Source organism: Sheuella amnicola (assembly GCF_010499255.1).
GTDB lineage: Bacteria > Pseudomonadota > Gammaproteobacteria > Burkholderiales > Burkholderiaceae_B > Zwartia > Zwartia amnicola.
The window spans coordinates 34,171-57,445 of record NZ_JAAGRN010000007.1; the positions used below are offsets into that span (position 1 = coordinate 34,171).

The window sequence follows — 23,275 nt, forward strand, 5'->3', positions numbered from 1 at the left end:
ACGGGTACACCTCCAAGTTCATTGCCGTTTTCATCAACTTTTGGCGCGAACATTTGCATTAGACGAGTCTTTCGAGTTCCTCCAGAAATAAATCTTCTCCGTGGTTGACCTTATCAGACCACTCCTTGCCTGATTCATGATTGGCTTGATCGGTCACATATTTGTATGCAAGCCAGGGTAATTTGTGTTCATGCGCAACGCTTGCGATTGCAAAAAGCTCCATGTCGACAACATCGATATTTTGTTCATGCAGCCAAGGGTCATGGCTGGTGACGAAACTGTCTCCGGATCCACAAGAAAATTGGCCCTTTTTAGAAAAGTACTCATGTGGGCGCTCACAAAATGGTACACGTCCCCGAGGTGAAAGTGGTTCAGCCAGTATGTCGCGTTGAACGACGCGCGAAATGCCCAAAAGCCCGCCAATTTCCGGTCGCAGACCGCCAGCAGTGCCGAAGTTGATGATCAAGTCCGGCGCATATCGGGTCACCGCACGCATGGTTGCAATCGTTGCATTGATTTTTCCGACACCCGAATAAACAAGTTTGATTCGAGTGGGGAGCTTTTTTGCGTCGAGCTCAAGGTCAAGTGCCGTGATTACGACAATTTTGCTGTTGGAGTGTTGAGTCACAGTGCTTTCTAGAGGCCTTTGTTTGAAGTGATGAGAATTGTCAGCTAAGCTACGTGCATCATGATTCGCCAGATTTCAACTCTTTGCAGACGAATGGTCAATATAAGATTGATCCTGATTTCGTTCGCCTTATTATCCTTTATGGCGATGCAGCATAGTTTGATCTGGCATGCTGTGGAGCACATCGCTCTGCAGACCAAACCGTCTTCAGGAGCCACAATCCCACAATCGAAAGGATCCTTGAGCGCGTCGCTGGAAAAAAACTCTAATAATGAAATGACTTGCTTGAAATGCCTTGAGGATACTGCCCATGCATTCGCGTTGATTTCCGATGCGCGGTTGCCGTATTTGCATACGAATCATGTTCTTTCTATGGCTGATCTTGCCTTGGGAGATGTTTTTTTGTCTCCGGAACGTGCAAATCAGAGGGGGCCTCCTACTCGCCTTGTTTAAGTTTTCTTTGAAGCACTTCGCTTCGATTCATGAAACCTATTCAAGGAACGTACATGCCTGTCACCAGGAAAATCGGCCATTCTATTGCCGCGCTATTTATTTCTGCCTCTTTTGCCCAGCTTAGCCTGGCGCAAACGGTCACGCCACAAGATCTTGCCCAAATTCAGGCAAGCCTGAACGAAATGCGTGCTTTTTATGAAAAGCGGATCGAGTCGCTCGAAAAAAAAGTGGATGTTCTGCAACAACAGAACTCTGCCCTAAACCAGCAAGTATCAGCTGCATCGTCCAAATTATCCGGGGAGAAAAACACCATCGTTTCGACCTCCTCGTCCACAGCCCCTGTGTCTGTGGGGGTAGCAACTGCAGCATCTCCCGCAACCCCTACTGCGCAAGCGGCCTCGAACAATCAGACTCAATCGCAGCCTTCGTTGTCCCGGGGAATCACGCTTCCCAAAATCGGCCCCCTGACGCCTGAAATATCCCTGATTTTGGACGGAAAGTATTCTGCGCAAAGTCAGAATCCGGATCTGCCGATGCGTGGATTTCTATCTTCGGGTGCCGAGAATATTCCGCGCGGGTTTTCTCTCGGAGAGTCTGAGTTGGCATTGGCCGGAACCGTCGATAACTTATTTCGCGCTGAAGCGCGTTTCGTCTTTTCGCAAGATGGATCCGGTACCGGGATCAGCTTGGAAGAAGCTTTCTTTGAAACACTCGGTTTACCTTCGGGTTTCAAGGTCAAAGGAGGTAAATTCTTTTCCGATGTGGGTTATTTGAATAATCGCCATCCGCACGAGTGGGACTTTGTCGATTTACCTCTGGCTTATAAAGCATTTTTCGGCGGCCAACTCAATAACACCGGCGGTCAAATCAAGTGGCTTGCTCCGCTTGATGAAATGTACTTCAGAGTGGGTGGCGAGTATGCTCAAGGCTCCGGATTTCCAAGCGGCGATAATTACAACAACAATAAACCATTGGTTGGGACTGTCTTCGCCAAAGCGGGAGGAGATCTGGGGATTTCTTCATCCTGGCAGGGGGGGCTATCCTATGTACGCGCTTCGACCGGCAATCGACCTCGTGTCTCGACACTTAGCGACACCGATACATTCGACTTCACCGGCACGACCAATGTTTACATCGCCGATTTTGTATACAAATGGGCTCCAAATGGTAATGCTTCAAATCAAAATTTGAAATTGCAGGGAGAGTTTTTCTGGAATGCCCAAAACGGTTCCGGTGTTTTGAATTCTTCGGCATCGAATCCCGTCTGTGAAACACCTTGCTTCGGAAATATTTACACCAATACACAGAAGGGTTTTTATGTTCAGGCGATTTATCAATTCATGCCACGTTGGCGTGTGGGATATCGTTATGATCAACTTTACAGTGGCAGCTCCAGTTATGGCTTGGCTTATGGCGCGCTGGCTGGCACTACGCTTGAACCCTGGAATCCCAACCGCAATACGGTGATGCTTGATTGGGCCAATAGCGAATACTCGATGTTCCGCTTGCAACTGGCGCGTGATACAACATTTGGTCCCGGTTTGACGAATAACCAGGTTTATCTGCAATACATCATGAGCCTTGGCGCGCATAGTGCCCATCGCTATTGATCAGGAGAGGCTGCCATGCCACGTCGATTTCGTCTGATTCGTTTTTTCTTTTGTGTTTCTTTGATTGGAGGACTTTTCTGGACCTCCGTCACAAGAGCGGAAATCAATATTTTTGCCACTGTTCCCGAATGGGGCGCTTTGGCCCAGGAGCTAGGCGGCGATAAAGTCAAGGTTTTTGTTGCGACCGTCGCTGCACAGGATCCACACCATATACAAGCAAGGCCTGCATTGATTTCAAGGGCACGCAATGCTCAGCTGCTCATTTCGACTGGAGCGGATCTCGAGGTTGGTTGGTTGCCGATTGTGCAAAGAGATTCCGGTAATCCCGCGATTCAACCGGGTCAGCCCGGAGAATTTGTAGCGTCTAAGTTTGTCACGTTGCGGGATATACCGAAATCGATTGATCGCAGCATGGGGGATGTACATGCTGAAGGGAATCCACATATCCAGACCGATCCGCGTTTACTTATGCCAGTTGCCAAGGCGCTTTCGGCACGAATGATCGACCTGGATCCTGACAATCGATCTTATTTTGAGTCGAGACTCAATCAGTTCATCGAATCATGGCAGGCCAATTTGAAACGATGGGATTCCGAGGCTGCGCCTTTGCGGGGAGTCAAGATATGGGCTCAGCATGATGGGTTTCCATATATGAACGATTGGCTCGGGTTGGCGCAAGTGGGAACGCTTGAACCAAAGCCCGGTGTGGAGCCTTCAGTCGCTTATCTGACGCAAGTGTTGGCCAGACAAAAGACCGAGCACGCACGAATGATTGTTGTGGCCGCATATTTAAGTGCCAGCCCTTCAAAATGGCTGAGCGAAAAAACCGGTTTGCCTGTTGCGACGTTGCCGTTTACCGTTGGCGGTTCTTCCGATGCGAAATCCTTGACTGCGTTGTATGACGACACGGTGAATCGTTTGCTCAAGGCCTTGCAACAAAGTCCGAAAAATTGAAATCATCATGACCTTCTCAATCGGAGATGTTCCCCTTGATATCCTGGTTCCGGCGCTTTGTGCAGGACTTCTGGTGATTGCCACCCATGTTCCGCTTGGTGTGCAAGTGCTAAATAGAGGAATCATTTTTATTGACTTGGCAATTGCACAAGTGGCCGGCCTGGGGGCATATCTTGTCACTATGCTTTGGGGGCAGGATGTGTCTACTTTCTGGATGCAGTTCGGAGCCGTGCTACTGGCGTTGGTTGCTTCATGGTTATTGGTGGCAACCGAGCGGCTGAGTCAGCGTTATCAGGAGCCTTTGATTGGTATTGTGTTTGTCCTGTCGGCCACCGCGGTGATTCTGCTTTTAGCTAAAGATCCGCATGGTGGTCAGCACTTGTCGGATCTCCTGGCCGGACAAATTCTCTGGATCAGTCAAGACCAGATCCTCTATTCGGCTGTGGCAACTGCGTTCATTCTCGTCGCAATTGGATTGTTGCGTCACCGGCGAAATGCTTTCTACAGCGTGTTCGCAATCGCCATCACAGTTTCAGTCCAGTTGGTAGGCGTGTATCTCGTGTTTGCCACATTGATTATTCCGGCATTGTCGACGGTATTGCTTCGAAATTCTCGGGTGCGATTAGGGGCGGGTTATTTGATGGCCGGATTGAGTTATGCCATCGGTCTGCTTGGGTCGGCATACTTCGATTTGCCAACCGGTCCATTGATTGTCTGGTCATTGGCGTTGACCGGATTAATATCAGCCCTCGTACTTCGAATGCGCTGAATTCTCGGTGTCGTGTTCACCATTTGTAGGACGATTTTTGACGAAACGGCTCAATATGGTCTCCAGCGGACCTCCAATCAGTAACGTCAACATCATCATTGCCAATGCTGTGATGGCAAGTGAGAATGCGCCGGCACCAAAAGCGGCGCCAAGTAATGCGCAAGTCCAGATACTGGCTGCCGTTGTTAGTCCATGAACACGTTTGGAAGAGTTTTCACGAATGATCACACCTGCTCCGAGAAAACCGATCCCTGTCACGATACCTTGCAGGACACGGCTTTGAGCTTGCGCGTCCGTGTAGGAGTGCTGGCTGATTAGCAGCATTGCGACAGAGGCGCCGAGCGCAACCATTGAGTGGGTTCTTATTCCAGCCGATTTATGGTGCATCCAGCGATTTAATCCGATGATGATGCCTGCCAGTAGGGCTAACCCGAGTCGGGAAATAATGTCTAACGGAATTTCAATCATGATCGTTCACCAAAATTTCCTTGTAACGATTTTAGACGTTTTAGTTATATAGACAAGCTTCAGAGCTATATAAGCCCTTTCGCTTAGAATTGGACGAAATATGCGCGAGTGAGGCGAAAGCCCGTTTCATTTCTACATTCATGGAGTTTACTGTGAGCAACAATTCATCAACCCCCGGTACAGTCAAAGCCTATCTGCGCCCGATTGATCGCGAAGGCCTGCTTGGCTTCGCCGAGAAGGGGCGAGCCGATCCGACACGTCGCGGAACCAACAAAGTTCATACAGTGACCGAAGGCCAATATCGTACGCTGAGTTATGTTGGCAACCATGCACCGGTAGTTGTGGATGAGCCACCTCATTTGTTCGGCCAGGATACTGCACCGGCTCCCGGTGAAATCGTGTTGTCGGCACTCGGTGGTTGTCTTGCTGTCGGGATCACCGCGGTCGCCACCTGGAAGCAAGTCAAACTGAGCAAGCTTGAGTTATTTTTGGAAGGTGATATTGGTAATCCTGCTGCCTGGGGCGCAGGAGGTGCCGAAATGTTGCCTGCTCAAATGGGCTTTCAGGCAATTCGCGTCAAAGTGCTGGTCGAGGGCGACGCTACGCGCGAGCAACTCGACGAAATTGTTCGTCACGCGAACATGTATTCCCCGGTTGCTAACACTATGCGCAATCCCGTTCCTTTCGAAATCGGTCTTGTTGATTAATGACGTCTATGCTGGCGCAAGTCACTGAAGTTTCCGACAACGTTCTAGCCAAGGCAGCGTGTCGCATCGATCACGAGGGATATTATCCCCTCGATATCCTGACAAAATTTGCGCAGGCTGGTGCTTTCGGTGCCCACCTCGATCGCAATGGCGCACGATTCGATATCGCTATCGATGCGATGCGTGCCATTAGCCGAAATTGCGGCTCCACTGGTTTTTTGACCTGGTGTCACGATGTCTGTGGCCTTTATATGGAGCAATCCGGCAATCCCGCCCTGATGGGAGAGGCGCTGGATAAGCATATTCGGGGCGATACTTTTGGCGGAACGGCCCTGTCGAATCCGATGAAAACTTTCGCCGGCATAGAAAAAATGCTCCTTCGTGCAAAGAAGGTGCCAGGCGGATATCTGGTCAGTGGTGCGCTGCCCTGGGTCAGTCACATTGCACCGGGACAATATTGTGGCGCAATCGCGAGTGTTTATCGGGACGACGAGACTGCTTCGCACGAGATTATGTTTCTGCTGCGTTGCACGCCTGAAGTTGTGTTGCGACAGTGCCCGGAATTCTCGGGTATGGAAGGTACAAGCACTTGGGGCGTGAGGCTCGAAAATTATTTCGTGGGCGAGGATTCGCTGATTGCCGACCCCGCAAAGCCCTTCATCGCGAGGATTCGCGCAGCATTTATCCTGTTGCAAACAGGGATTGCCGCAGGCGTAGCGCAAGGCAGTATCGATTCCATGCGTGAAGTAGAACCATTATTGGGGCATGTGAATCAATATCTCGATAATCGGCCTGATCAACTTCAGTTCGAGTTTGAAGAGTTGACCAAGCGCATCATGAAGCTTGCTCAAAACCCCTACGATGGCAGTACGGATTATTTGCTTGATGTGCTTGATGTGCGCGCGCATGGTGCCGAGTTTGTTTTGCGTGCAACTCAATCATCTTTAATGCATCAAGGCGCCAGGGGTTATTTGATGAGTTCGGCTCCGCAAAGGCGCATTAGAGAGGCGCATTTTGTGGCCATTGTGACACCTGCAATCAAACATCTTCGATCGGAAATGGCCCGTCTTTCGCGGCAGGAAATGCCTGCATGACAAGCAAGCAATGGAAACAGTTTATTTGTCGTGCGTGTGGGTTGATATACGACGAACAGGTCGGCGATCCCGATAGTGGGATTGCACCCGGTACGCGCTTCGAAGACATCCCGCAGGATTGGGTTTGTCCATTGTGTGGCGTGGTGAAATCCGATTTCGAACCCTATGAAATCCAGCCTGATGACCCTCGACGAAAATCATTGCCTTCAGTCGGGTATTGTGCAAAAGGTCGAGAGGTCGTGATCGTAGGTGCCGGACATGCGGGTTGGACCGCCGCTCAAGCATTGAGAAGCCTTGATCCTGACATCGGAATCACGATGGTGACGGCATGTAGCGGGGATCGTTATCTGAAACCGGAACTGTCGATTGCGATGAGTCGTGGCGCCACACGTGAAACTCTTGTGCGCGAATCTGCAATCGAAGCATCGCGAAAACTGGATATTCGATTAGTGCCAGACACTTTCGTTGTCGGTATTTCACCCGAGTTGCGTCAGGTGCGCACAACGCGAGGCACTCTTTCCTACTCCAGCCTGATCCTTGCTCAGGGCGCGCGACCTGCTTTGCCGGCGACACTACCTGCCAGTCAGTGCTGGCGTGTGAATGATCTGGAAGGATGGTCCGGTCTACAAAAGAAAATCCATGGTGATTCCAGAAGAATCATCATCATAGGTGCCGGACTCGTTGGTTGCGAACTAGCCGATGATTTCGCTCGCGCAGGTCATCAGGTGGTATTGATGGATGTGCAGGCGTTGCCTTTGGCTTCTTTACTACCAGAGATTGCGTCCAAGAGACTTTTGCAAAATTTTGAACAGGCCGGAATTCAGTTTTGCGGTGGTGAGAGCGTTTCGGGCGTGATGCAATCACCTGATGGTCAAAGGGTGGTCACCACTCAGTCCGGTCGAACGTTGGCTGCGGATGAAGTGGTTGCAGCAACCGGATTAATCACGGATGAAAGACTGGCCCGCGGCGCAGGTTTGCAATTTAATCGCGGTATCGTGGTTGACCCCTCGACATTGCGCACGAGTGCTCGGGATGTATATGCGTTAGGGGATTGCGTGAGCTTTGAAGGCATCCCTTGTCGTTTTATCGAGCCCATCGCCAAACAGGCCGATTCGATAGCGCACGCTGTCCTGAATCGAGCGCATCCCGGTTATAGTCATCAGCCTCCCGTGATTCGGGTCAAAACAAAATCCTTACCGATTCTTTTGCATGGTGCCCCTCGGCCTAATGGTTGCTGGTCCGTGCTGGAAGATTCGCCGGATGTTTTGGTGATGCATCAAACCGAAAATGGCCAAGTCATTTCTATGCTGGAGATTGGCCCGTTGGCGGGTCGCAGGCGTAAATCTTCGAAGATTGCTTCAGTTTCTTGACTCAGGTCGGGAAGGTTGGCAAGATGATCCTCATTCAAACGAGGAGACAGCATGAAATTCAGTGTTCAGCATGCAGCGGATTCGAGCTTCAAGCATGATGGCTTGCGCAAGTATTTCGACTATCGTGATTTAGGTATTCTCGAAGCAACGGATGGCAAGGCGGTCATGCATGTTATCCGTGCCCATGAGGGAACCAACGCAACCGGCGAATGGCACAAGCACAACATACAGTTGCAACTGGTTTATGTTCTGAAAGGGTGGGCGATATTCGAATACGAGGGACATGGCCAGCATAAATTGGTTGCCGGTACCTGTGTGCATCAACCCCCAGGTATTCGTCATCGTGAAATCGCGCACTCCGAAGATCTCGAATTGATTGAAATCGTGCTGCCCGGTCATTTCGAAACAATTTCGCTGCCGGACTAAAGCCATGAAAATAGTTGTGATTGCCGGGGATGGCATCGGTCCCGAGACCATGTCCGTCGCAACAGATGTCCTTGGTGTCCTCTCGGATTGTTTCGGATTGAATTTGGTTCTGCAGCCGGAATTAGGCGGACACGATAGCCTGAAAAAATACGGAACGACTATTCGAAATGGCTTGCTCGATGACGTTAAGCAAGCTGATGGATTGATATTGGGTCCGATGTCCACATACGATTTCAAGGACGAGTCTAAAGGAGAAATCAATCCTTCCAAGTTTTTTCGTAAAGAGCTGGATTTGTTCGCCAACATCCGACCGGCAAAAACTTATGTTGGCAGCGGCAACGTATACAAACCACTCGACTTGGTGGTCGTGCGCGAAAACACCGAAGGATTCTATGCCGACAGAAACATGGAATCTGGTGGCAGCGAAATGTTGGTGACACACGATGTTGTCGTTTCGCTTCGCAGGATTACGCGCGAATGTTGCGAGCGGATCGCTCGTGCCGCATTCGATCTGGCGATGACGCGCAGAAAACATGTAACGATTGTGCACAAGGCTAATGTTTTGCGAATCGGAGATGGCATGTTCATAGATTCATGCCATCATGTCGCGAAGGCTTATCCCGAGGTGCGTGTAGATGATGTGATCGTGGACGCGATGATGGCCCACGTAGTGCGAACGCCCGAGCGGTACGATGTATTGGTTACTACAAATATGTTCGGTGATATTTTGTCCGACCTCACCGCTGAGCTTGCCGGCAGTCTGGGTATGGCGGGCTCTATCAATGCCGGAGCGCGTTATGCCATGGCGCAAGCTGCGCATGGTTCTGCGCCTGATATTGCCGGAAAAAATATTGCGAATCCATTTTCTCAAGTGATTTCTGCAGCGATGTTGCTAGCCTGGTATGGTCAGCAACAAAAGCGTTCCGAATTCATTCGCGCAAGCGAGGCTCTGCATGTCGCAATTGCAAAGACAATTGCCGCGGGTGAGGGTACTGCTGATGTCGGTGGAAGTCATGGCACGAGACAAGCCGGTGATGCCTTGGTTAAACACCTGAAACAGTCACTTTAAACAGCCTCGTATTGAACAGTCTTGATCTAAACAGCGGAGTGATTGTTAAGGTTCGCTCAGTGCGAACATTGCGATTGCCCTCTGTATGTCCGGTTGTTCGCCGATGGCTGTTGTTGTGTAGATGTTTATCCCTGGGTGTTCTTCCTGAGCCTGATTAATTAGCCTGGGAAGATCTTGACGCACATGGCTGCCGACCGCCAGAAAGACTGGTATGACCCGTATTGATTCAACATGTTTCGATGCCATATCGGCGATGGCCCCTGCCAGATCCGGTTCCATGCACTCTAAAAACGCAAGCGCGACGGGTCCCTGGTGATGAGCCTGTGTTTGTCGAAGAATTGCCTCGAATGGCAAACGCCACTGTGGATCGCGGGATCCATGCGCAAACAGGATAAGGCCGGTTTTTTCATTTAAATCCATGCGGACCATTTTACCAAGTAATACTTTAATTTATCGAGTGTACGAGTGTGGTTAGGGGTTGTACGCCTAAAAGGCTAAAATTATGTTTATCCGTGTTTATTTTTACAACTATTTTGATATAGATGGCGCCTGCTGTCGTTTTGAGATTGGGCTACTGAAGTCATGAAGGCTAAGTTCGAACGTTTATTGTTGATTTTTGGAATGTCTTTTTTTGTTTCTTCACTTGCTCACGCGCAGGATGCCTGGTACGACCAGGCCATGAATAGCGTTTCCAAGACTTGGCGCGACGGTGCCGTCGAAGCATACGTTCCATTTTTGTCGTATCACATGCCCTTTGCCTATTCTGCCGAAAAGCGCAGTCAGTACACCGAAAATCCATTGGGTTTCGGTTTGGGCAAAGGTCGTTACAACGCCAGTGGCAATTATGAAGGCATATACGGGATGGTGTTCCAGGACTCGCATGGGCAGCCTCAGTACATGTTGGGGTACGGCTGGATTCCCTCTTGGCAAATCGACAACACGGACTTAAAGGTTGGCGTCGGTGTCGTCGGATTTCTGACTGCCCGAGCCGATATCGGTCATTACACGCCTTTTCCGGGGATACTTCCGGTGGCATCCTTAACCATCAGTCGTTTTAGCCTTCAGGCGGCTTATGTTCCCGGGGGCCAAGGCAATGGAAACGTTCTATTCGCCTGGGGTAAATGGACCTTCGATTGATACGGTTCAGCCGATTTTTTTCAACGCTCCGGCGATTGCATCTCCGGATAAATTGATCGCCGGAATGCCCCTGAAAACGAAGGCGATGCCTGCAACCGCTTGAAGTTCCTCTACGCTTGCACCTGCTCGCAACGCGGCTACCGCATGATTTTCTGCTGCTTGGGATAAATTCATCAATAGCATGCCAAACGCCATTAACTGACTCGTTTTCAAATCCAGTGCCGCGGGTTCGAGCAGCTGCGCGCGCAGCTTTTCAACTCCCTCAGTCATTTCCGGCGCTGTTTGAACCCCAAGGGTAATGCGTGAGTGAATCCTGTCGGGAACAAAGCCCAGAACATGATGATAGTTCGCTTCAAGCGCTTCTATTTTTTTTTGTTCCGATTCGTTTAGTGTTGACATGAGGCTTTCCAAATCTAGGCTTGATAGGGTTTGAAGCCGTAAAGTTTTTCGGCGTTCGTGACAAATAATTTTTGCCGTGTCGCTTCATCGGGTATCCATGACTCCAGCAGATCGAGCAAATCGATGTCGTTGAGCATATTTTTTTGAATACCCGGATGCGGCCAATTGGTACCCCAGACACAACGGTCGGCATGATGCGTCAGGAGTGTTTGCGCAAAAGGTTTCATGTCAGGATACAGCGGCATGCCAGTTGCCGGTACGGGAGCATCCGACATCCGGTACCAGCTTGAAATCTTTACCCAGGTGTTGTTCTTTTGATCCAGCAACCGTCGAATTACTGCGAACTCGGGAGAGTCGATGCCTGTATTGCCTCGGATGCGTCCCATGTGATCGAAAACGAGCCCGACCGGGCAATCCATTAATCGTTTTTCCAAGCCAATCCAGTCCGCGCCATTCAGAATATTGATTTCGATGTGCCAGCCGAACTCGGCAACAATATCGACAATTTTTTCCAGATCGCGCGTCGTGGCTCCGTTCGGATACTGATCCATGAGCCTGGCTGCCCTGAACCCGGCTTCATGCAACTTTGCAATATGCGATCGACTTGTGCCGGGCGCGATGGCGCCAACCGCTCTGAATCGATCAGGGTCGGTACGAATAAAGTCTTCCGTGATTGAATTATCAAATGCGTAAGTTGATCCATGAACTTGCACGCCTCTATGCACACCCATGATGCGATGCATATTCAGCCATGACTCGCGAGTGCAAAGAGGTGGAGTGTATTTTCTGTCGGGGTCCATGGGGTACTTATCGAACTGATCGAAAATATGTGCGTGACAGTCGATCGTGCCCGCGGGTACTTGACGTTTTGGAGAGCGTAGGTCCAGAACAGGTCCCAGTAAATGTGTAGACATTGATGTGTTATTCATTGATGACGATGTTTGCCGCTTTGCCGATCGCTTGCGAGTTGGCAAAGTCCTTGTTGACGTCTTGTTGAAAAGTTGCGCGATCTACAGTGATGATGTCGACCCCCAAACCTGCAAATCGTTCTTTCACGTCAGCGCGCGTCAAGGTTGTTTTTAATGCCTCGGTTAACTTATCCAAAACTGGTTGCGAAATACCCGTCGGACCGAAAATTCCGGTGTAAGTGACCATTTCGAAATCTTTGATGCCGAGTTCACCAAATGTGGGCACATTGGGTAGCAGAGGGGAACGCGTTTTACCGGTTTGGGCGATCGGAATGATTGTGCCGTTTCGGATATGACTGATTGAAGCAGTCAGTTGATCCATCATCATATCGATCTGCCCACCAACCACATCGTTCAGTGCAGGGCCACTTCCTTTATACGGAATGTGGTTGAGCTTGATTCCCATGCGCAATGCCAGCAATTCAAGTGCGAGATGCTGGCTCGATCCATTGCCTGCAGATCCGATCGATATCAGATCTTTAGACGTAGTAGCCTTCTTTTTGAAGTCATCGAAATTTTTGATGTTGCCCTTCGCCGATGCGGACATGACTATTGGTACGGAATGAATCGGACCGATCGCAACCAGATCCTTGGTGGGGTCATAAGGGGGCTTTCTGGCAAGAGCCGGACCGACGGAGATCGAACCGCTCGAACCCAACATAAGCGTGTAGCCATCGGGTGGCGAACGAACTACACCGGTTGTGCCGATGAATCCACCCGCTCCAGGCTTGTTTTCAACAACGACCTGTTGTCCCAATATTTCGGACATGGCAGGCGCGACAGCGCGTGCCGTAATGTCGACATTACCGCCAGGTGCCCAGGGGACGATTAGCTTGATAGGTTGTTTTGGAAAATCCTCAGTCTGCGCTTGTATTCCCGTACCAATACAGGACGCACAGCCCAAAGCCAGGGCAATCGCTTTTTTAATGGATATCATGTTGTCTCACTCCGGTCGAATCTGTTTTAGCCCGACATCAGTTTTATAGATCTAGACTATTGTCTAACAGTAGGATTTGCAAGTGATTTGTCTTGTTAGATCAATGTGATAACGTTACACAAGCAGTTTTTTAAAAAATTTGACAGGGACATATTGTGAGTACATTTAACGAGACAGCATCCGGCGTATATCTCATCACCGTCACTCCGTTCAAGGACAATGGCGAACTGGATTTGGTCAGCACCGATCGGATGGTCGACTTTTGCCTGGAGCGCGGCGTCACCGGGCTAACGATTTTGGGCATCATGGGTGAAGCAACGAAGCTCACTGCAGATGAATCTCGAGTTTTTGTCAAACAGGTTCTGAATCGTGTTGCCGGCAAGGTGCCTGTAGTCGTTGGTGCTTCTGCAGCCGGTTTTGCCCCGATGGGTGAACTGACTAAGAGCGTGATGGACATGGGAGCTGCCGGGGTGATGATTGCGCCGGCGCCAACTGTTCGTACGGACGACCAGATCTGCGGTTATTTCGACATGGTCAATGAAACACTGGGTTCGGATGTTCCGTGGTGTTTGCAGGATCACCCCGTGTCGACCGGTGTCCAAATGTCGACTGCCGTGATTTTGCGCATACTTGCTAATTCGCCTCGATGCGTCATGCTCAAGCATGAGGACTGGCCTGGTCTTGCCAAATTGACTGCGATTCGAAATGCGATCGAACAGGGTAAGCTCAAGCCGACTTCCATTTTAACTGGCAATGGTGGAGGCCTCTTCTTGCCTGAAGAACTGGTGCGTGGTGCAAATGGTGCGATGACGGGGTTTGCATATCCTGAAATGATGGTCGACGTGGTGCGCGAGCACGCTGCAGGCAATGTCGAACGAGCGTTTGATATTTTCGATGCCTACTTGCCGTTGGCCAAATACGAACAACAGGCAGGCATTGGTCTGGCAGTCAGAAAGCACTTGTTAGCCAAGCGTGGCGCGATCGCATCAGCTGCGATTCGCAAGCCTGGTCCGAAGCTTTCGGCCCTTGATATCGCTGATATCGATCGACTGATCGCCCGTCAGGAAGCAAAACTCGCCAAGTTAGGTTGAACGACCTCTGAGCGTGGCCGGAATAAAGAAAAGTATGCTGATGAAGATAACGACCGAGGCAGCATACTGAAACGGCCACGATTCGACAAAGTCCATTTGATTCGTCAGCAACATATACAGGCAGAGCAGGGCGCTTGCTCCGATTAGCCGAATTAACCAGCTAGACGGTGATGTTGTTGCATTTGCGGGCAGGCGTTGGGCCAATGCCGCCCCAATGATTCCACCAAAGAGTCCAATCGCAGCTCCGGCCATGACATCGGCCGGCCAGTGCGCGCCGACGGCGATCCGAGCTAACCCGGCACCGATTGCTATCAGAAACACCCAGATAAATGGTTTTCTTTTTTCGGGTGATGCGCTGAAATACAAGGCCGTCGCAAGTGAAAAAGCAGTTAATGTGTGTCCAGAAGGCATCGATAGCGAAGTTAGGGGTTTGCCGATGATATGGAACGTGCTTGGATCCAGTACCGAAGCGGGTCGCGGCATTTCCAGCGTCAGTTTGATTGAGCGACTGAGCGCGCCAGTGATCGCACCTCCGATTACGCCGGCCACAAGTAATCTGGGCGCTAAAACCAAAAGCGGGGCTGTCAACGCAAACACGAACCAGCCGTTACCGAACAAATTCAGAAAAACCCAGACAGTGTCCGGTACCACTCTTGCATCTTGATTGATGCGAAGGAAAAGTTCGGATGGGTTGGTAGTTAAAGAAACCGCCAGCCAAAGCATGAGAGGCAAAACCCACAATCCCCATGCCCAAGGGGGAATACGCACCGATTGATTAATCATGGGTTAGTGCAGCGTGGTATTGAATCGCGATTTTATCTAGTACCTGATCCACACGGATAGACTTCATGCAGACATTATCCGAACAAGGTGTTTTGCGATGATTGGCGGCGCTTACGCACGGCGAGCACGCGAGTTGTGCCGTGATGGGTATCGATTTGCCCAGCGATCCATAAAGTGCCGGCGTCTCAGGCCCGAACAATACAACCGTGTGAAGCTTGGTCACGGCCGAGAAGTGTCCCGGGCCGGAATCATTAGTTACCATCACGTCGGCTAGATCATATAGAGCAGGCAGTTCTGAAAACTTAACCTGGCCTGCAAAGTTCAATGCCCGAGCAACATTGGCTTTTGCCCGAACACGTTCTACGTACTCATGTTCTGAAGGAGATCCGGTAATCAGAATCAGGCTATCCGGCCACTTGCGGCTCATTTCAACGATCAGTTCAGAAAAACTGTCCGGAGCCCAGCGACGCTGAACCAGAAGTTCGCTTGCATTAGGGTTGACCAGAAAAAGAGCATGTCGTCCCAGTTCAAAATCATGTCCCTGATTTTGCGCAAGTTGCACGATACGCTCAAGAACGGATTGCTTCATGTCAGGTGAAATTGTTGCCTGGGCAAGCTTGATCGCAGAGTCTGGAATCTGGATTTTGCTGAACGGAGTTTCCTGTCTGTTTGAAAATGCCGCGTGCACCAGTGACATGAAATTTTTGGCGATGTGGATATGAGGGTTGTAATGGACACGATGGGTCAGCATGGTGCCGCGCCACAAGCCTTCGCCGTGGAAGATGTGATATCCGACTCGTCGATTCGCACCGCACAGACCGGTCAGTAGGGCAGTGAAACGCGAAAACAGTTCCAGGTCGATGACGCAGTCGATTCCGCGTCTGCGAGCTTGTACGAGAAAACTGAGCGTATCCTTGATCAGCGAGCCGATACTCGAGGCATCGATCGTAAAAATATTTTCCGGTGGAACCGTATTGAGCAGAGTCAGGCTTGCCTGATTACTTTTGAAAATAAGAAAAAATATTTCGGCCCCGCGTTTTTGCGCGTCACGCATGGCAGGGTCGACAATGATGGCGCTTCCCATTTCGGATAGCTCGATGAAAAGCAGCTTGCGAGGCTGGGTTTGAATCGAACCGAACAGTTTCTTGATTCCATCGATCAATGCGACAAAAGGACTGACCAAAGCGCATAGAGGCACACCGACCCATCGGTCGATTGTGCGCATGGTGTCTACACTTAAACTCATGATTTAGAAGGTAGCCTATTGTTGGTTAGTGAGCGGATTTTTTACGTCGCTTGAGTAAAGCGATGGCGCTAGGCAAATAAACAATGACGGTGATCAGGCCAAAGCTGACCGAAGCCATCACACATACACTCGGGTCCACGCCCCAAAGGGCGAGTGCCGCCGAGAGAGTCGCTTCGCGCAAGCCCCAGCCCGAAATGCTGATCGGCAACATGGTCAAGAGACCCAGTGCCGGAAGTCCCACCATCAGTGCATCCATAGGCGCGGATACTCCATAGGCACGCAAACAGCACCAGAACGCAATCGTAGTAAGAAAGTGGATCAGAGTGGAATTGATGGTCTGGGGAATCACATCAGGCCATCCAAAGGCATGATCAAGCGCGGCAACGCCGCCGGGCATGCCCAGTTTGTTGAATACAGCCTGTACCAATTTACGGGTTCGGGCGATACGAAGTGTCAAGTAAGCGATCACGATAATCGACAACATTCCGATCAGGGCCAGCCATCCGGCATCTTGCCCCCAGGGCGCAATCATTGCGCCACCCAGAATCAGGCCGATTGCGCCGAGGATGTTATTGCCGAACAGTCCCAGGCCACGATCAAGTCCGGTTGCGACAAAACTTAATCTGAGTCTGGGCGGTGCTTTATTCAGGTCGACTTTTTGATGCAGTTCTTCAGAAATCGAGGGTAGAGGCTCTTTAGATTTGGAGTCGATACGGCTGCCTTCGATTGCACGGTAGCTGTCTCCGCCGATCGTACTGGGCAAGCCTTGGTTGATCAGCCCTCCGGTGAAATAAAGGGTGACATATTCGAAACCAGTGCGATAAAGTCCGACGCTGCGCATCAACCAACCCCAACGTAATGTCGCCATCAGGTTGCCCAGGATCATGATCGCAATAGCCAACAAAAGCCAGGCGGGTTGAATCGAGATGTCGGATTCTTTTAGAGCCTTGAAGTCGATGTTGCGTACTGCCAGCCAAAGCAGCAGGACGGACAAGACGACTCGTAAATAGGGCCAAGCGGATTTAAGTGTTTTTTTCAACGGGTTTTGCCTGTATCGGAGGGCGCACCAATTGCACCCCAGTTGCGGCAATGATAGAAGCCGAAGTCTGAAATGACACGTCCCAGACGATTGAATTCAAACGTCTGAAGTTGCGTACACGATTCAAAACGACCGGCTTGGGTTGGTAAATCAAAGCGCATTTGTGACCAGTTTACAAAAAGACTGTCACTGCCTGCAGGAATTTGTCCGAACCATAGGTCGAATTGATCAAAACGGTTATCCAGAACATAAACGGGGGTCGGGCGCGCATACCAGGCCAATCTGCTGGCCAGCGTCCAGTTGGAGACTGAAATCGAAGGGATTTTGTGCTTTTGAGCGAGTTGACGGGCAATATCGCCAGCCGTTTCCCAGCCCCACAGGTCTGCGATCGGATTCTTTTTACCCCAAGTATGCTGCTGACTGATGCCGGGGATGCCGGCAAAAAACAGAACGGCAAACGCAAGCACGCAGATTACGCCTTGAATCCAGATTAAAGCTCGAATCAGCCGGTGCCTGCCTTGATGCCAGCGTTGGGCAAGTGCATTTGCGGCAAAAGGCGTGATGGCCAACCAAGCCGGAGCGGTCCAATGGGGAAGGCTACCACCTCCGCCAGCCAGAAATGCGGTGACAGCAAAGGGAATGAAGAAAAATAATAAGAATCCCCCAGCTATCCAGGCTCGATTTTTCAGAACCTGACGCACCCCTGCTACGGACCCAAGGATGAGCAGCGGACCATACGCAGCGATTTGTATGCCTGTAAACGCGGCTAATCGCGTTGCCCTCCACTTGCCGCCTGCGCCATGATTGATTTGATAGGAGAAAGAAATCCAATCATGTTGGGCGTTCCAGTAAAAGACAGGTAGCACCATAAACGCAGCAATCATCACAGCCAGCCATGGTCCGGGTTGCCATAGGACAGCCCAGCCGAAGCGCCAACTCACGATCAGGATAATAGCGGTTGCAGGCAGAACGGCCGTGTATTTGGACAGACCTGCCAATCCGAGCAAAAAACCGAGCAGGCACCAGAGTGATATGGATCCTGCGGGTTTTGTTCTCAGATTAGTCGAACCCGCTGCCGATGCAATGGGTGGAATCAGTCTGAGAGTCACCAGCATCAGGGCCAGAGTCAAAGTCATCAGGAGGGTATCGGGCAATAAACCGACCGCAAGCACATGCATTAATGGTGCAAGCAGCACGAGGCCGATCGCCCATAATCCCGCCGATTCGCGTAAGCGAGGGACGTTCCAGTCCGGCACGAGGGTAGCGATTTCATAGGCGAGCTGCCGGGCAAGCAGGCAGGAAATGAACCAAAGGGATTCCGGAACGATCCGAATTAGTCCATCTGGCGCCCCTAGTGCGACTAGAGGCCACTGAACCCATCCCACCAGAGGAGGATGATCAAAATAACTCCAGTCCAGCTTGACCGCGTAGTAAGCGTAATGCGCTTCGTCGACCGAAAATGTCAGTAGCCAGCCAAATCCAAGATGAATCAGAATGCCAAGGGTGAGCAACCCCCATAACCGCTTGTAGGGCGATTCGGGTGAAAAGGCGGGGGGGCGGTTTGTGGTGTGCAAAAAGGATTCCTCAAGACTCCGCAAGTATAAATGCCCTAGTAACTTGGCGCAGAAACCTTTGGTATTCCTTAGAAGCTCCATACTTTGCTTTGAGGGATTGCAAGCGTTTGCATCCTCATTGCATAATTTGACGATCAATTCGGACTTTTATCCTGCTCATGGAGTGAATGCTGTGAAAACACCAAGTTTTAGATTGGATGGTCGACGTGCCTTGGTTACCGGAGGCAGTCGCGGAATTGGTCAAGCAGCTGTTTTCGCTTTGGCCGAGGCTGGTGCACATGTAGTTGTGGCCGCCCGAAACGCAGCGGAGGTTAACGAAGTGTGCGCGCGCGTTCACGCCCTAGGTGGCAAAGCGTCCGCCTGGGTGATCGACGTCACCGACTCGGCGGCGGTTAAAAAAGGGATTGCCAGTCATGGCCCCTTCCAGATTCTTGTCAATAATGCCGGAATGAATCGCCCGACATTACTTACCGAAATGGAAGACAGTGATCTGGATGCGGTGCTGGATTTGAACGTCAAGGCCGCTTTTTACGTTGCACGTGAGGTGGTCCGCGGCCTGCTTGAGGCAGGTTTGCCCGGAAGTTTGATCAACGTTTCTTCCCAGATGGGACATGTGGGTGGCTTCAAGCGAACGGTGTATTGCGCGACCAAACATGCAATCGAAGGCATGACCAAGGCGTTGGCATGGGAAGTAGGTCCTGCAGGCATTCGGGTCAATACGATTTGTCCGACATTTATCGCAACCGATATGACGCGCGGAATGCTTCAGGACACGGCATTTATGGATTCTGTGCTGTCCAAGATCGCGCTGGGTCGAGTAGGTCAGCCTCAGGACCTGATGGGCGCGATGGTGTTTCTGGCTAGCGATGCCTCGGCGATGGTGACGGGATCTTCGCTGATGGTGGATGGCGGCTGGACAGCTGCGTGAGTCAAATCAAAACAGTTACTTTGAGCGAGGTTGCCCAGCTTGCTCAGGTGAGCACCTCGGCAGTTAGTCGTACATTCACGCCGGGAGCCAGCGTCGCGCCGGCTACCCGCGAAAAGGTCATGCAGGCAGCCCGCAAGCTGGGATATCGTCCCAATGCCATCGCGCGTACATTGACCACCAAGCGCTCCCGCATCATTGGCGTGGTCGTGTCATATCTGCAAAATCAGTTTTACCCTGTGGTGATCGAAAAGCTGTCGCAGGCGCTTCAAAGACATGGTTATCACGTGTTGTTGTTCATCAGCGATGGGCATGAAACCGGTGCCGACGTAGACGATCAATTGATGGATGTCATGCAGTATCAAGTCGATGGGCTAGTCCTTGCCAGCGTCACTTTGTCTTCCGCGCTAGCGCAAGGGTGTCAGGCTGCAGGTGTTCCTGTTGTTTTATTCAATCGGGTTGTTCCGCTCGAGGGGGTGCATGCGGTCGCCTCAGATAATGTGGCTGGTGGTCGTATGGCCGCGCAGGCATTGATCGAAGCGGGTTGCAGGAAAATCGCTTACATAGCCGGACTTGAAGATGCATCCACGCAAATCGAGCGCGAACAAGGGTTGATTGCCAGGCTGCAAGAGGCAGGACTCAGTCTGTTTGCCCGCGCCTCGGGCGATTACAGTTATCAAGGTGCGTGCAACGCGGCACGCACGCTTTTTGGTGGCAAGAATCGTCCTGATGGAGTTTTTGTTGCCAATGACCACATGGCGCTTGCCGTGATGGACACATTGCGCAGCGAGTTGAATTTGAGGATTCCGGAAGATGTTGCTGTGATCGGCTTTGATAATGTTCCGCAGTCGGCTTGGCCGGCTTATGCACTCACGACGATCGAGCAGGATGCGACTGGAATGGTCGATGCGACAGTTGAAGTTTTAATGAAGTCGGTCAATCAATCGGATCTATCAGTCTGCCGAATCGTCAAGCCTGTGAGGTTGATTCGACGCGGCAGTATCTGAGTGTTCTAATCCCGAAAATTATTTCAAGAAATCTATTTTTGTTGCACGATCATCAGGCGCCAGGTGACCTGTTTCTTTCCGCCGGCATCCATCACCTTGACATTGACGCGCTTTGCGCTGAATCCTTCGGGTAGTTCGGCTTGACCGGATATGGGTGAATAATGTCCGAGTTTGACCGGGATGGCGGGCAGATTAATCGTCTCGTGTCGACCATTTGCATGAATGCCTTCAACTGCGAGGTCCAGAAAACCGGAGAACTCGGGCCTGTCCGGTTTATCCTGCATTAACAGCACGGTGTAGTTAAGTTTTTCGCCGGGTTTGGATTGGGCAAAACTCGCCATGCTAATGCCTAATGGACCATAGCGCGAGTCGTAAGGCAGTGTTTGGATGAGCGAGCCCAACTGAGCTTTCAAAGGGGCAAGTTGTGCTTGCGTGTCTTTAAGTTCGGTTTCTATCGATGTCCGAATGCTTGCGTTTTCGGCCCGTTCGGATTCCAGGGTGCGCTTGACTTCATCCACTTCACTTTGCAAGCGCTGTTTATCCTGACTTAGGCCATTGAGTTCGGTCAGGATTTTCTGAGACTCGGCGATAGATAGGAGTTTGGGACCATAGCTATGCTGCAATAAAAGAAGTCCGGCTGATCCGATCAGGATACCGATAGAGAGCAGAATTAACCAGTTGGGTATTCGTCTGGAGCGACGACTGGTTTCGTAAGGAGATGGTTTGAAAACCGGACGTTTGGTTTGTACTCGAATCACCATGAGAATTTCCTGAAATAACGTATCGATATATATGTTTGCGATTCAACCGAGTGCGAGTCGATCATTTAATTTGGTTAGCCGTTCGGGCGTACCGACATCCACCCAGATGCCGGCGTGTTTTGCTCCAAGGACCTTTCTGTCCGACATCGCCAATCGAAGCAGCGGAGCTAGCTTGGCCGGTTGCCCGGTGGCCGTTTCGGCGAATAAAGCAGGTCGGTATAGTCCGATGCCTGCAAATGTAAGGCGGTTTACGCCAGTATCACTAACTTGTCCGTTAGGATCAAGTGCAAAGTCTCCGTCCGGATGATGCTCAGGATTATCGACCATCAACAGCCAGGCAAGCCCGGCTTGTGCTTCGAGGTTGGCGGCAACACCGATAGCCTGCTTGAAGTCCCAGTCGCACCATACGTCACCGTTGACCACCAGAAATGGCTGATCGCCCAACAATGGTAGTGCGGTTGCGATTCCGCCAGCGGTTTCCAGCGCGGTGACTTCGGCTGAGTATTGAATCGACAATCCCCATGCGGATCCACTACCCAGATAGGCTTCGATTTGTTGACCAAGCCATGCATGATTGATGACGACATCCTTAAATCCGGCTTGTGCAAGATTTTCGAGATGCCATACGATTAACGGTTTACCTCCGGCGGGGATGAGAGGTTTGGGCATGGTATCCGTAATCGGCTTCATGCGTTCGCCTCGTCCGGCGGCAAGAATCATTGCTCGCATCTTGCTTTCCGTTAAAAAGTGTATCCGGCCTTAGCCTGAATGCCGTCAAGCCGATCCAGGATTTTGACCAAAGGTTTGAATGCCAGATAGCGATTAGCAACCTGACGAACGTATTGATTGACTCGAGGCATATGCGCTAGGTAGGCAGCCTTGCCGTCACGATGATTGAGCCTTGCAAAGACGCCAAGTATGCGTAGGTTGCGTTGCAAACCCATCCATTCGTAATCTCTATGGAAGTCGGCAAAATCGGTTGGTACCGGCAATCCCTTTTGTCGAGCCAGTTCCCAGTATCTGATCGCCCAGTCCAGCTGTTGCGGCTCTTCCCATGTGGTGCGCGCATCCACCACAAGTGAAGCCAAGTCATATGTGATCGGACCGGCTACGGCATCCTGAAAATCCAGAATGCCGGGGTTGGTTCCATGCTCAGGTTTCTCGCACACCATAAGATTCGGCGAGTGGAAGTCTCGATGAACCAATACAACCGGTTGTTTGACGTTGTGAGCGACGAGCATATCGAAAACAGTATCCAGGGCCTGCATGTCAGTCACGCTCAGGGCGGATTGGCAGTGCTTGTCGGCATACCATTGCGGAAATAATCCAAGTTCGGTTTTGAGTCTTTCGGCATCGTAGGCGGGCAATCCCCGATGGTCGGCCGTCTGCATTTGAACCAGGGCGGCAATCGCCTCACGGTAAAGCTTTTGCAGCGTGGCATCGTCGATGCCTTGTTGAATCCGTGCGTAATAAGTTGTCGGCCCCAAGTCGGATAAAAGCAAAAAGCCATTCTCTATGTCTTGAGCCAGAATTTTTGGAACATTCAGGCCGACCTGAAGCAGGCGCTCATCTACATTGATAAAAGGGCGGCAGTCCTCGTTCGGGGGGGGAGCATCCATAACCACGAGCGTCCCTGCGCAGGCCGTCAGCCTGAAATATCGTCTGAAACTTGCATCGCTCGAGGCGGGCGCAAGAGAGCTCGTCACCAGCCCAAGTTCAGATGGTAGGGACTCAAGCCATTTGAGCAGGCTGTCTAAGCGAAGATCCGGTTCGAGTGTTTGCATATTTAAAAAAATCAATAAAATCAATGGTTTTTGGTAAATTCAGCGATTATTCAACTGATCTGACGCAATACCGTAG

General features: G+C 51.0%; 25 protein-coding genes. 12 read left to right on the plus strand and 13 right to left on the minus strand.

Annotation, left to right across the window (positions count from 1 at the left end):
• Nucleotides 1–58: 58 nt before the first annotated feature.
• The gene (locus G3I67_RS10945; RefSeq protein ID WP_163655275.1) at nucleotides 59–628 is read right to left on the minus strand and encodes a 5'-methylthioadenosine/S-adenosylhomocysteine nucleosidase family protein; all 570 of its coding nucleotides are present in this window, start codon (nucleotides 626–628) and stop codon (nucleotides 59–61) included.
• A 482-nt stretch (nucleotides 629–1,110) separates the two neighbouring features.
• Here G3I67_RS10945 and G3I67_RS10950 point away from each other — a divergent pair, with 482 nt between their 5' ends.
• Genes G3I67_RS10950 through G3I67_RS10960 form a run of 3 tightly spaced genes read left to right on the plus strand, consistent with a single transcriptional unit; the run spans nucleotide 1,111 to nucleotide 4,414 of the window.
• Nucleotides 1,111–2,691, plus strand: a complete 1,581-nt coding sequence (locus tag G3I67_RS10950) for a TonB-dependent receptor (RefSeq protein ID WP_163655277.1) — start codon at nucleotides 1,111–1,113, stop codon at nucleotides 2,689–2,691.
• Nucleotides 2,692–2,706: 15 nt separating this feature from the next.
• Complete coding sequence (locus tag G3I67_RS10955) at nucleotides 2,707–3,645, plus strand: metal ABC transporter substrate-binding protein (RefSeq protein WP_163655279.1); 939 nt, start codon at nucleotides 2,707–2,709, stop codon at nucleotides 3,643–3,645.
• Nucleotides 3,646–3,652: 7 nt separating this feature from the next.
• A complete protein-coding gene (locus tag G3I67_RS10960; RefSeq protein WP_163655281.1) occupies nucleotides 3,653–4,414 on the plus strand; it encodes a metal ABC transporter permease in 762 nt (253 codons plus the stop codon).
• On the opposite strand, the gene G3I67_RS10965 is transcribed toward G3I67_RS10960, so the two are convergent.
• Nucleotides 4,388–4,882, minus strand: coding sequence for an MgtC/SapB family protein (locus tag G3I67_RS10965; RefSeq protein WP_163655283.1), 495 nt, complete (start codon nucleotides 4,880–4,882; stop codon nucleotides 4,388–4,390). The two genes, G3I67_RS10960 and G3I67_RS10965, sit on opposite strands and share 27 nt — an antisense overlap.
• A gap of 152 nt (nucleotides 4,883–5,034) precedes the next feature.
• Between G3I67_RS10965 and G3I67_RS10970 the strand changes: the two genes are divergently transcribed.
• Genes G3I67_RS10970 through G3I67_RS10990 form a run of 5 tightly spaced genes read left to right on the plus strand, consistent with a single transcriptional unit; the run spans nucleotide 5,035 to nucleotide 9,548 of the window.
• A complete protein-coding gene (locus G3I67_RS10970) occupies nucleotides 5,035–5,589 on the plus strand; it encodes an OsmC family protein (protein ID WP_311197092.1) in 555 nt (184 codons plus the stop codon).
• Complete coding sequence (locus G3I67_RS10975; protein WP_375539318.1) at nucleotides 5,589–6,683, plus strand: acyl-CoA dehydrogenase family protein; 1,095 nt, start codon at nucleotides 5,589–5,591, stop codon at nucleotides 6,681–6,683. The genes G3I67_RS10970 and G3I67_RS10975 overlap by 1 nt, the downstream gene beginning before the upstream one ends.
• Nucleotides 6,680–8,053, plus strand: a complete 1,374-nt coding sequence (gene rd, locus G3I67_RS10980) for a rubredoxin (protein WP_163655287.1) — start codon at nucleotides 6,680–6,682, stop codon at nucleotides 8,051–8,053. Before G3I67_RS10975 ends, rd begins: the two co-directional genes overlap by 4 nt.
• Before the next feature lie 51 nt (nucleotides 8,054–8,104).
• Complete coding sequence (locus G3I67_RS10985) at nucleotides 8,105–8,479, plus strand: cupin domain-containing protein (protein WP_163655288.1); 375 nt, start codon at nucleotides 8,105–8,107, stop codon at nucleotides 8,477–8,479.
• Between the two features lie 4 nt (nucleotides 8,480–8,483).
• On the plus strand, nucleotides 8,484–9,548 hold the full coding sequence (locus G3I67_RS10990; RefSeq protein ID WP_163655290.1) for an isocitrate/isopropylmalate dehydrogenase family protein: 1,065 nt from the start codon (nucleotides 8,484–8,486) through the stop codon (nucleotides 9,546–9,548).
• Nucleotides 9,549–9,593: 45 nt separating this feature from the next.
• On the opposite strand, the gene G3I67_RS10995 is transcribed toward G3I67_RS10990, so the two are convergent.
• Nucleotides 9,594–9,968 carry a sirohydrochlorin chelatase gene (locus G3I67_RS10995; protein WP_163655292.1) on the minus strand — a complete coding sequence of 125 codons (375 nt, stop codon included), beginning with the start codon at nucleotides 9,966–9,968 and terminating at the stop codon, nucleotides 9,594–9,596.
• A gap of 162 nt (nucleotides 9,969–10,130) precedes the next feature.
• Between G3I67_RS10995 and pagP the strand changes: the two genes are divergently transcribed.
• Nucleotides 10,131–10,685: a lipid IV(A) palmitoyltransferase PagP gene (pagP, locus tag G3I67_RS11000; RefSeq protein WP_163655294.1), complete on the plus strand. Its 555-nt coding sequence runs from the start codon at nucleotides 10,131–10,133 to the stop codon at nucleotides 10,683–10,685.
• Nucleotides 10,686–10,691: 6 nt separating this feature from the next.
• Here the strand turns inward: pagP and G3I67_RS11005 are convergent, their stop codons facing one another.
• From G3I67_RS11005 to G3I67_RS11015, 3 genes are read right to left on the minus strand one after another with little or no spacing between them, the layout of a single operon-like run.
• On the minus strand, nucleotides 10,692–11,084 hold the full coding sequence (locus G3I67_RS11005; RefSeq protein ID WP_163655296.1) for a carboxymuconolactone decarboxylase family protein: 393 nt from the start codon (nucleotides 11,082–11,084) through the stop codon (nucleotides 10,692–10,694).
• 14 nt (nucleotides 11,085–11,098) lie between these two features.
• Entirely contained in the window at nucleotides 11,099–11,998 is a 900-nt protein-coding gene (locus G3I67_RS11010) for an amidohydrolase family protein (protein ID WP_163655298.1), read from the minus strand.
• 7 nt (nucleotides 11,999–12,005) lie between these two features.
• The gene (locus G3I67_RS11015) at nucleotides 12,006–12,989 is read right to left on the minus strand and encodes a Bug family tripartite tricarboxylate transporter substrate binding protein (protein ID WP_163655300.1); all 984 of its coding nucleotides are present in this window, start codon (nucleotides 12,987–12,989) and stop codon (nucleotides 12,006–12,008) included.
• Between the two features lie 155 nt (nucleotides 12,990–13,144).
• Between G3I67_RS11015 and G3I67_RS11020 the strand changes: the two genes are divergently transcribed.
• Nucleotides 13,145–14,080 carry a dihydrodipicolinate synthase family protein gene (locus tag G3I67_RS11020; RefSeq protein WP_163655302.1) on the plus strand — a complete coding sequence of 312 codons (936 nt, stop codon included), beginning with the start codon at nucleotides 13,145–13,147 and terminating at the stop codon, nucleotides 14,078–14,080.
• Here the strand turns inward: G3I67_RS11020 and G3I67_RS11025 are convergent.
• The 4 genes from G3I67_RS11025 to G3I67_RS11040 are packed head-to-tail and all read right to left on the minus strand — an operon-like array spanning nucleotide 14,072 to nucleotide 18,722.
• Complete coding sequence (locus G3I67_RS11025; RefSeq protein ID WP_163655304.1) at nucleotides 14,072–14,863, minus strand: phosphatase PAP2 family protein; 792 nt, start codon at nucleotides 14,861–14,863, stop codon at nucleotides 14,072–14,074. The two genes, G3I67_RS11020 and G3I67_RS11025, sit on opposite strands and share 9 nt — an antisense overlap.
• Nucleotides 14,856–16,109, minus strand: coding sequence for a glycosyltransferase family 9 protein (locus tag G3I67_RS11030; RefSeq protein ID WP_163655306.1), 1,254 nt, complete (start codon nucleotides 16,107–16,109; stop codon nucleotides 14,856–14,858). The genes G3I67_RS11025 and G3I67_RS11030 overlap by 8 nt, the downstream gene beginning before the upstream one ends.
• Nucleotides 16,110–16,134: 25 nt before the next feature.
• Nucleotides 16,135–17,148, minus strand: a complete 1,014-nt coding sequence (locus G3I67_RS11035; RefSeq protein ID WP_235931870.1) for a lysylphosphatidylglycerol synthase transmembrane domain-containing protein — start codon at nucleotides 17,146–17,148, stop codon at nucleotides 16,135–16,137.
• Nucleotides 17,145–18,722, minus strand: coding sequence for a glycosyltransferase family 39 protein (locus G3I67_RS11040; RefSeq protein WP_235931871.1), 1,578 nt, complete (start codon nucleotides 18,720–18,722; stop codon nucleotides 17,145–17,147). Before G3I67_RS11040 ends, G3I67_RS11035 begins: the two co-directional genes overlap by 4 nt.
• Before the next feature lie 172 nt (nucleotides 18,723–18,894).
• On the opposite strand from G3I67_RS11040, the gene G3I67_RS11045 reads away from it, so the two are divergent.
• The gene (locus G3I67_RS11045; protein WP_311197093.1) at nucleotides 18,895–19,650 is read left to right on the plus strand and encodes an SDR family NAD(P)-dependent oxidoreductase; all 756 of its coding nucleotides are present in this window, start codon (nucleotides 18,895–18,897) and stop codon (nucleotides 19,648–19,650) included.
• Nucleotides 19,647–20,654, plus strand: coding sequence for a LacI family DNA-binding transcriptional regulator (locus G3I67_RS11050; protein ID WP_311197094.1), 1,008 nt, complete (start codon nucleotides 19,647–19,649; stop codon nucleotides 20,652–20,654). Before G3I67_RS11045 ends, G3I67_RS11050 begins: the two co-directional genes overlap by 4 nt.
• A gap of 32 nt (nucleotides 20,655–20,686) precedes the next feature.
• On the opposite strand, the gene G3I67_RS11055 is transcribed toward G3I67_RS11050, so the two are convergent.
• The 3 genes from G3I67_RS11055 to G3I67_RS11065 are packed head-to-tail and all read right to left on the minus strand — an operon-like array spanning nucleotide 20,687 to nucleotide 23,199.
• Nucleotides 20,687–21,415 (minus strand): DUF6776 family protein, encoded by a 729-nt coding sequence (locus G3I67_RS11055; protein WP_163655312.1) that lies wholly within the window; start codon nucleotides 21,413–21,415, stop codon nucleotides 20,687–20,689.
• 42 nt (nucleotides 21,416–21,457) lie between these two features.
• Nucleotides 21,458–22,144 (minus strand): N-acetylmuramate alpha-1-phosphate uridylyltransferase MurU, encoded by a 687-nt coding sequence (gene murU / locus G3I67_RS11060; protein WP_163655314.1) that lies wholly within the window; start codon nucleotides 22,142–22,144, stop codon nucleotides 21,458–21,460.
• Between the two features lie 11 nt (nucleotides 22,145–22,155).
• Nucleotides 22,156–23,199 (minus strand): aminoglycoside phosphotransferase family protein, encoded by a 1,044-nt coding sequence (locus G3I67_RS11065; protein ID WP_163655316.1) that lies wholly within the window; start codon nucleotides 23,197–23,199, stop codon nucleotides 22,156–22,158.
• Nucleotides 23,200–23,275 lie beyond the last annotated feature (76 nt).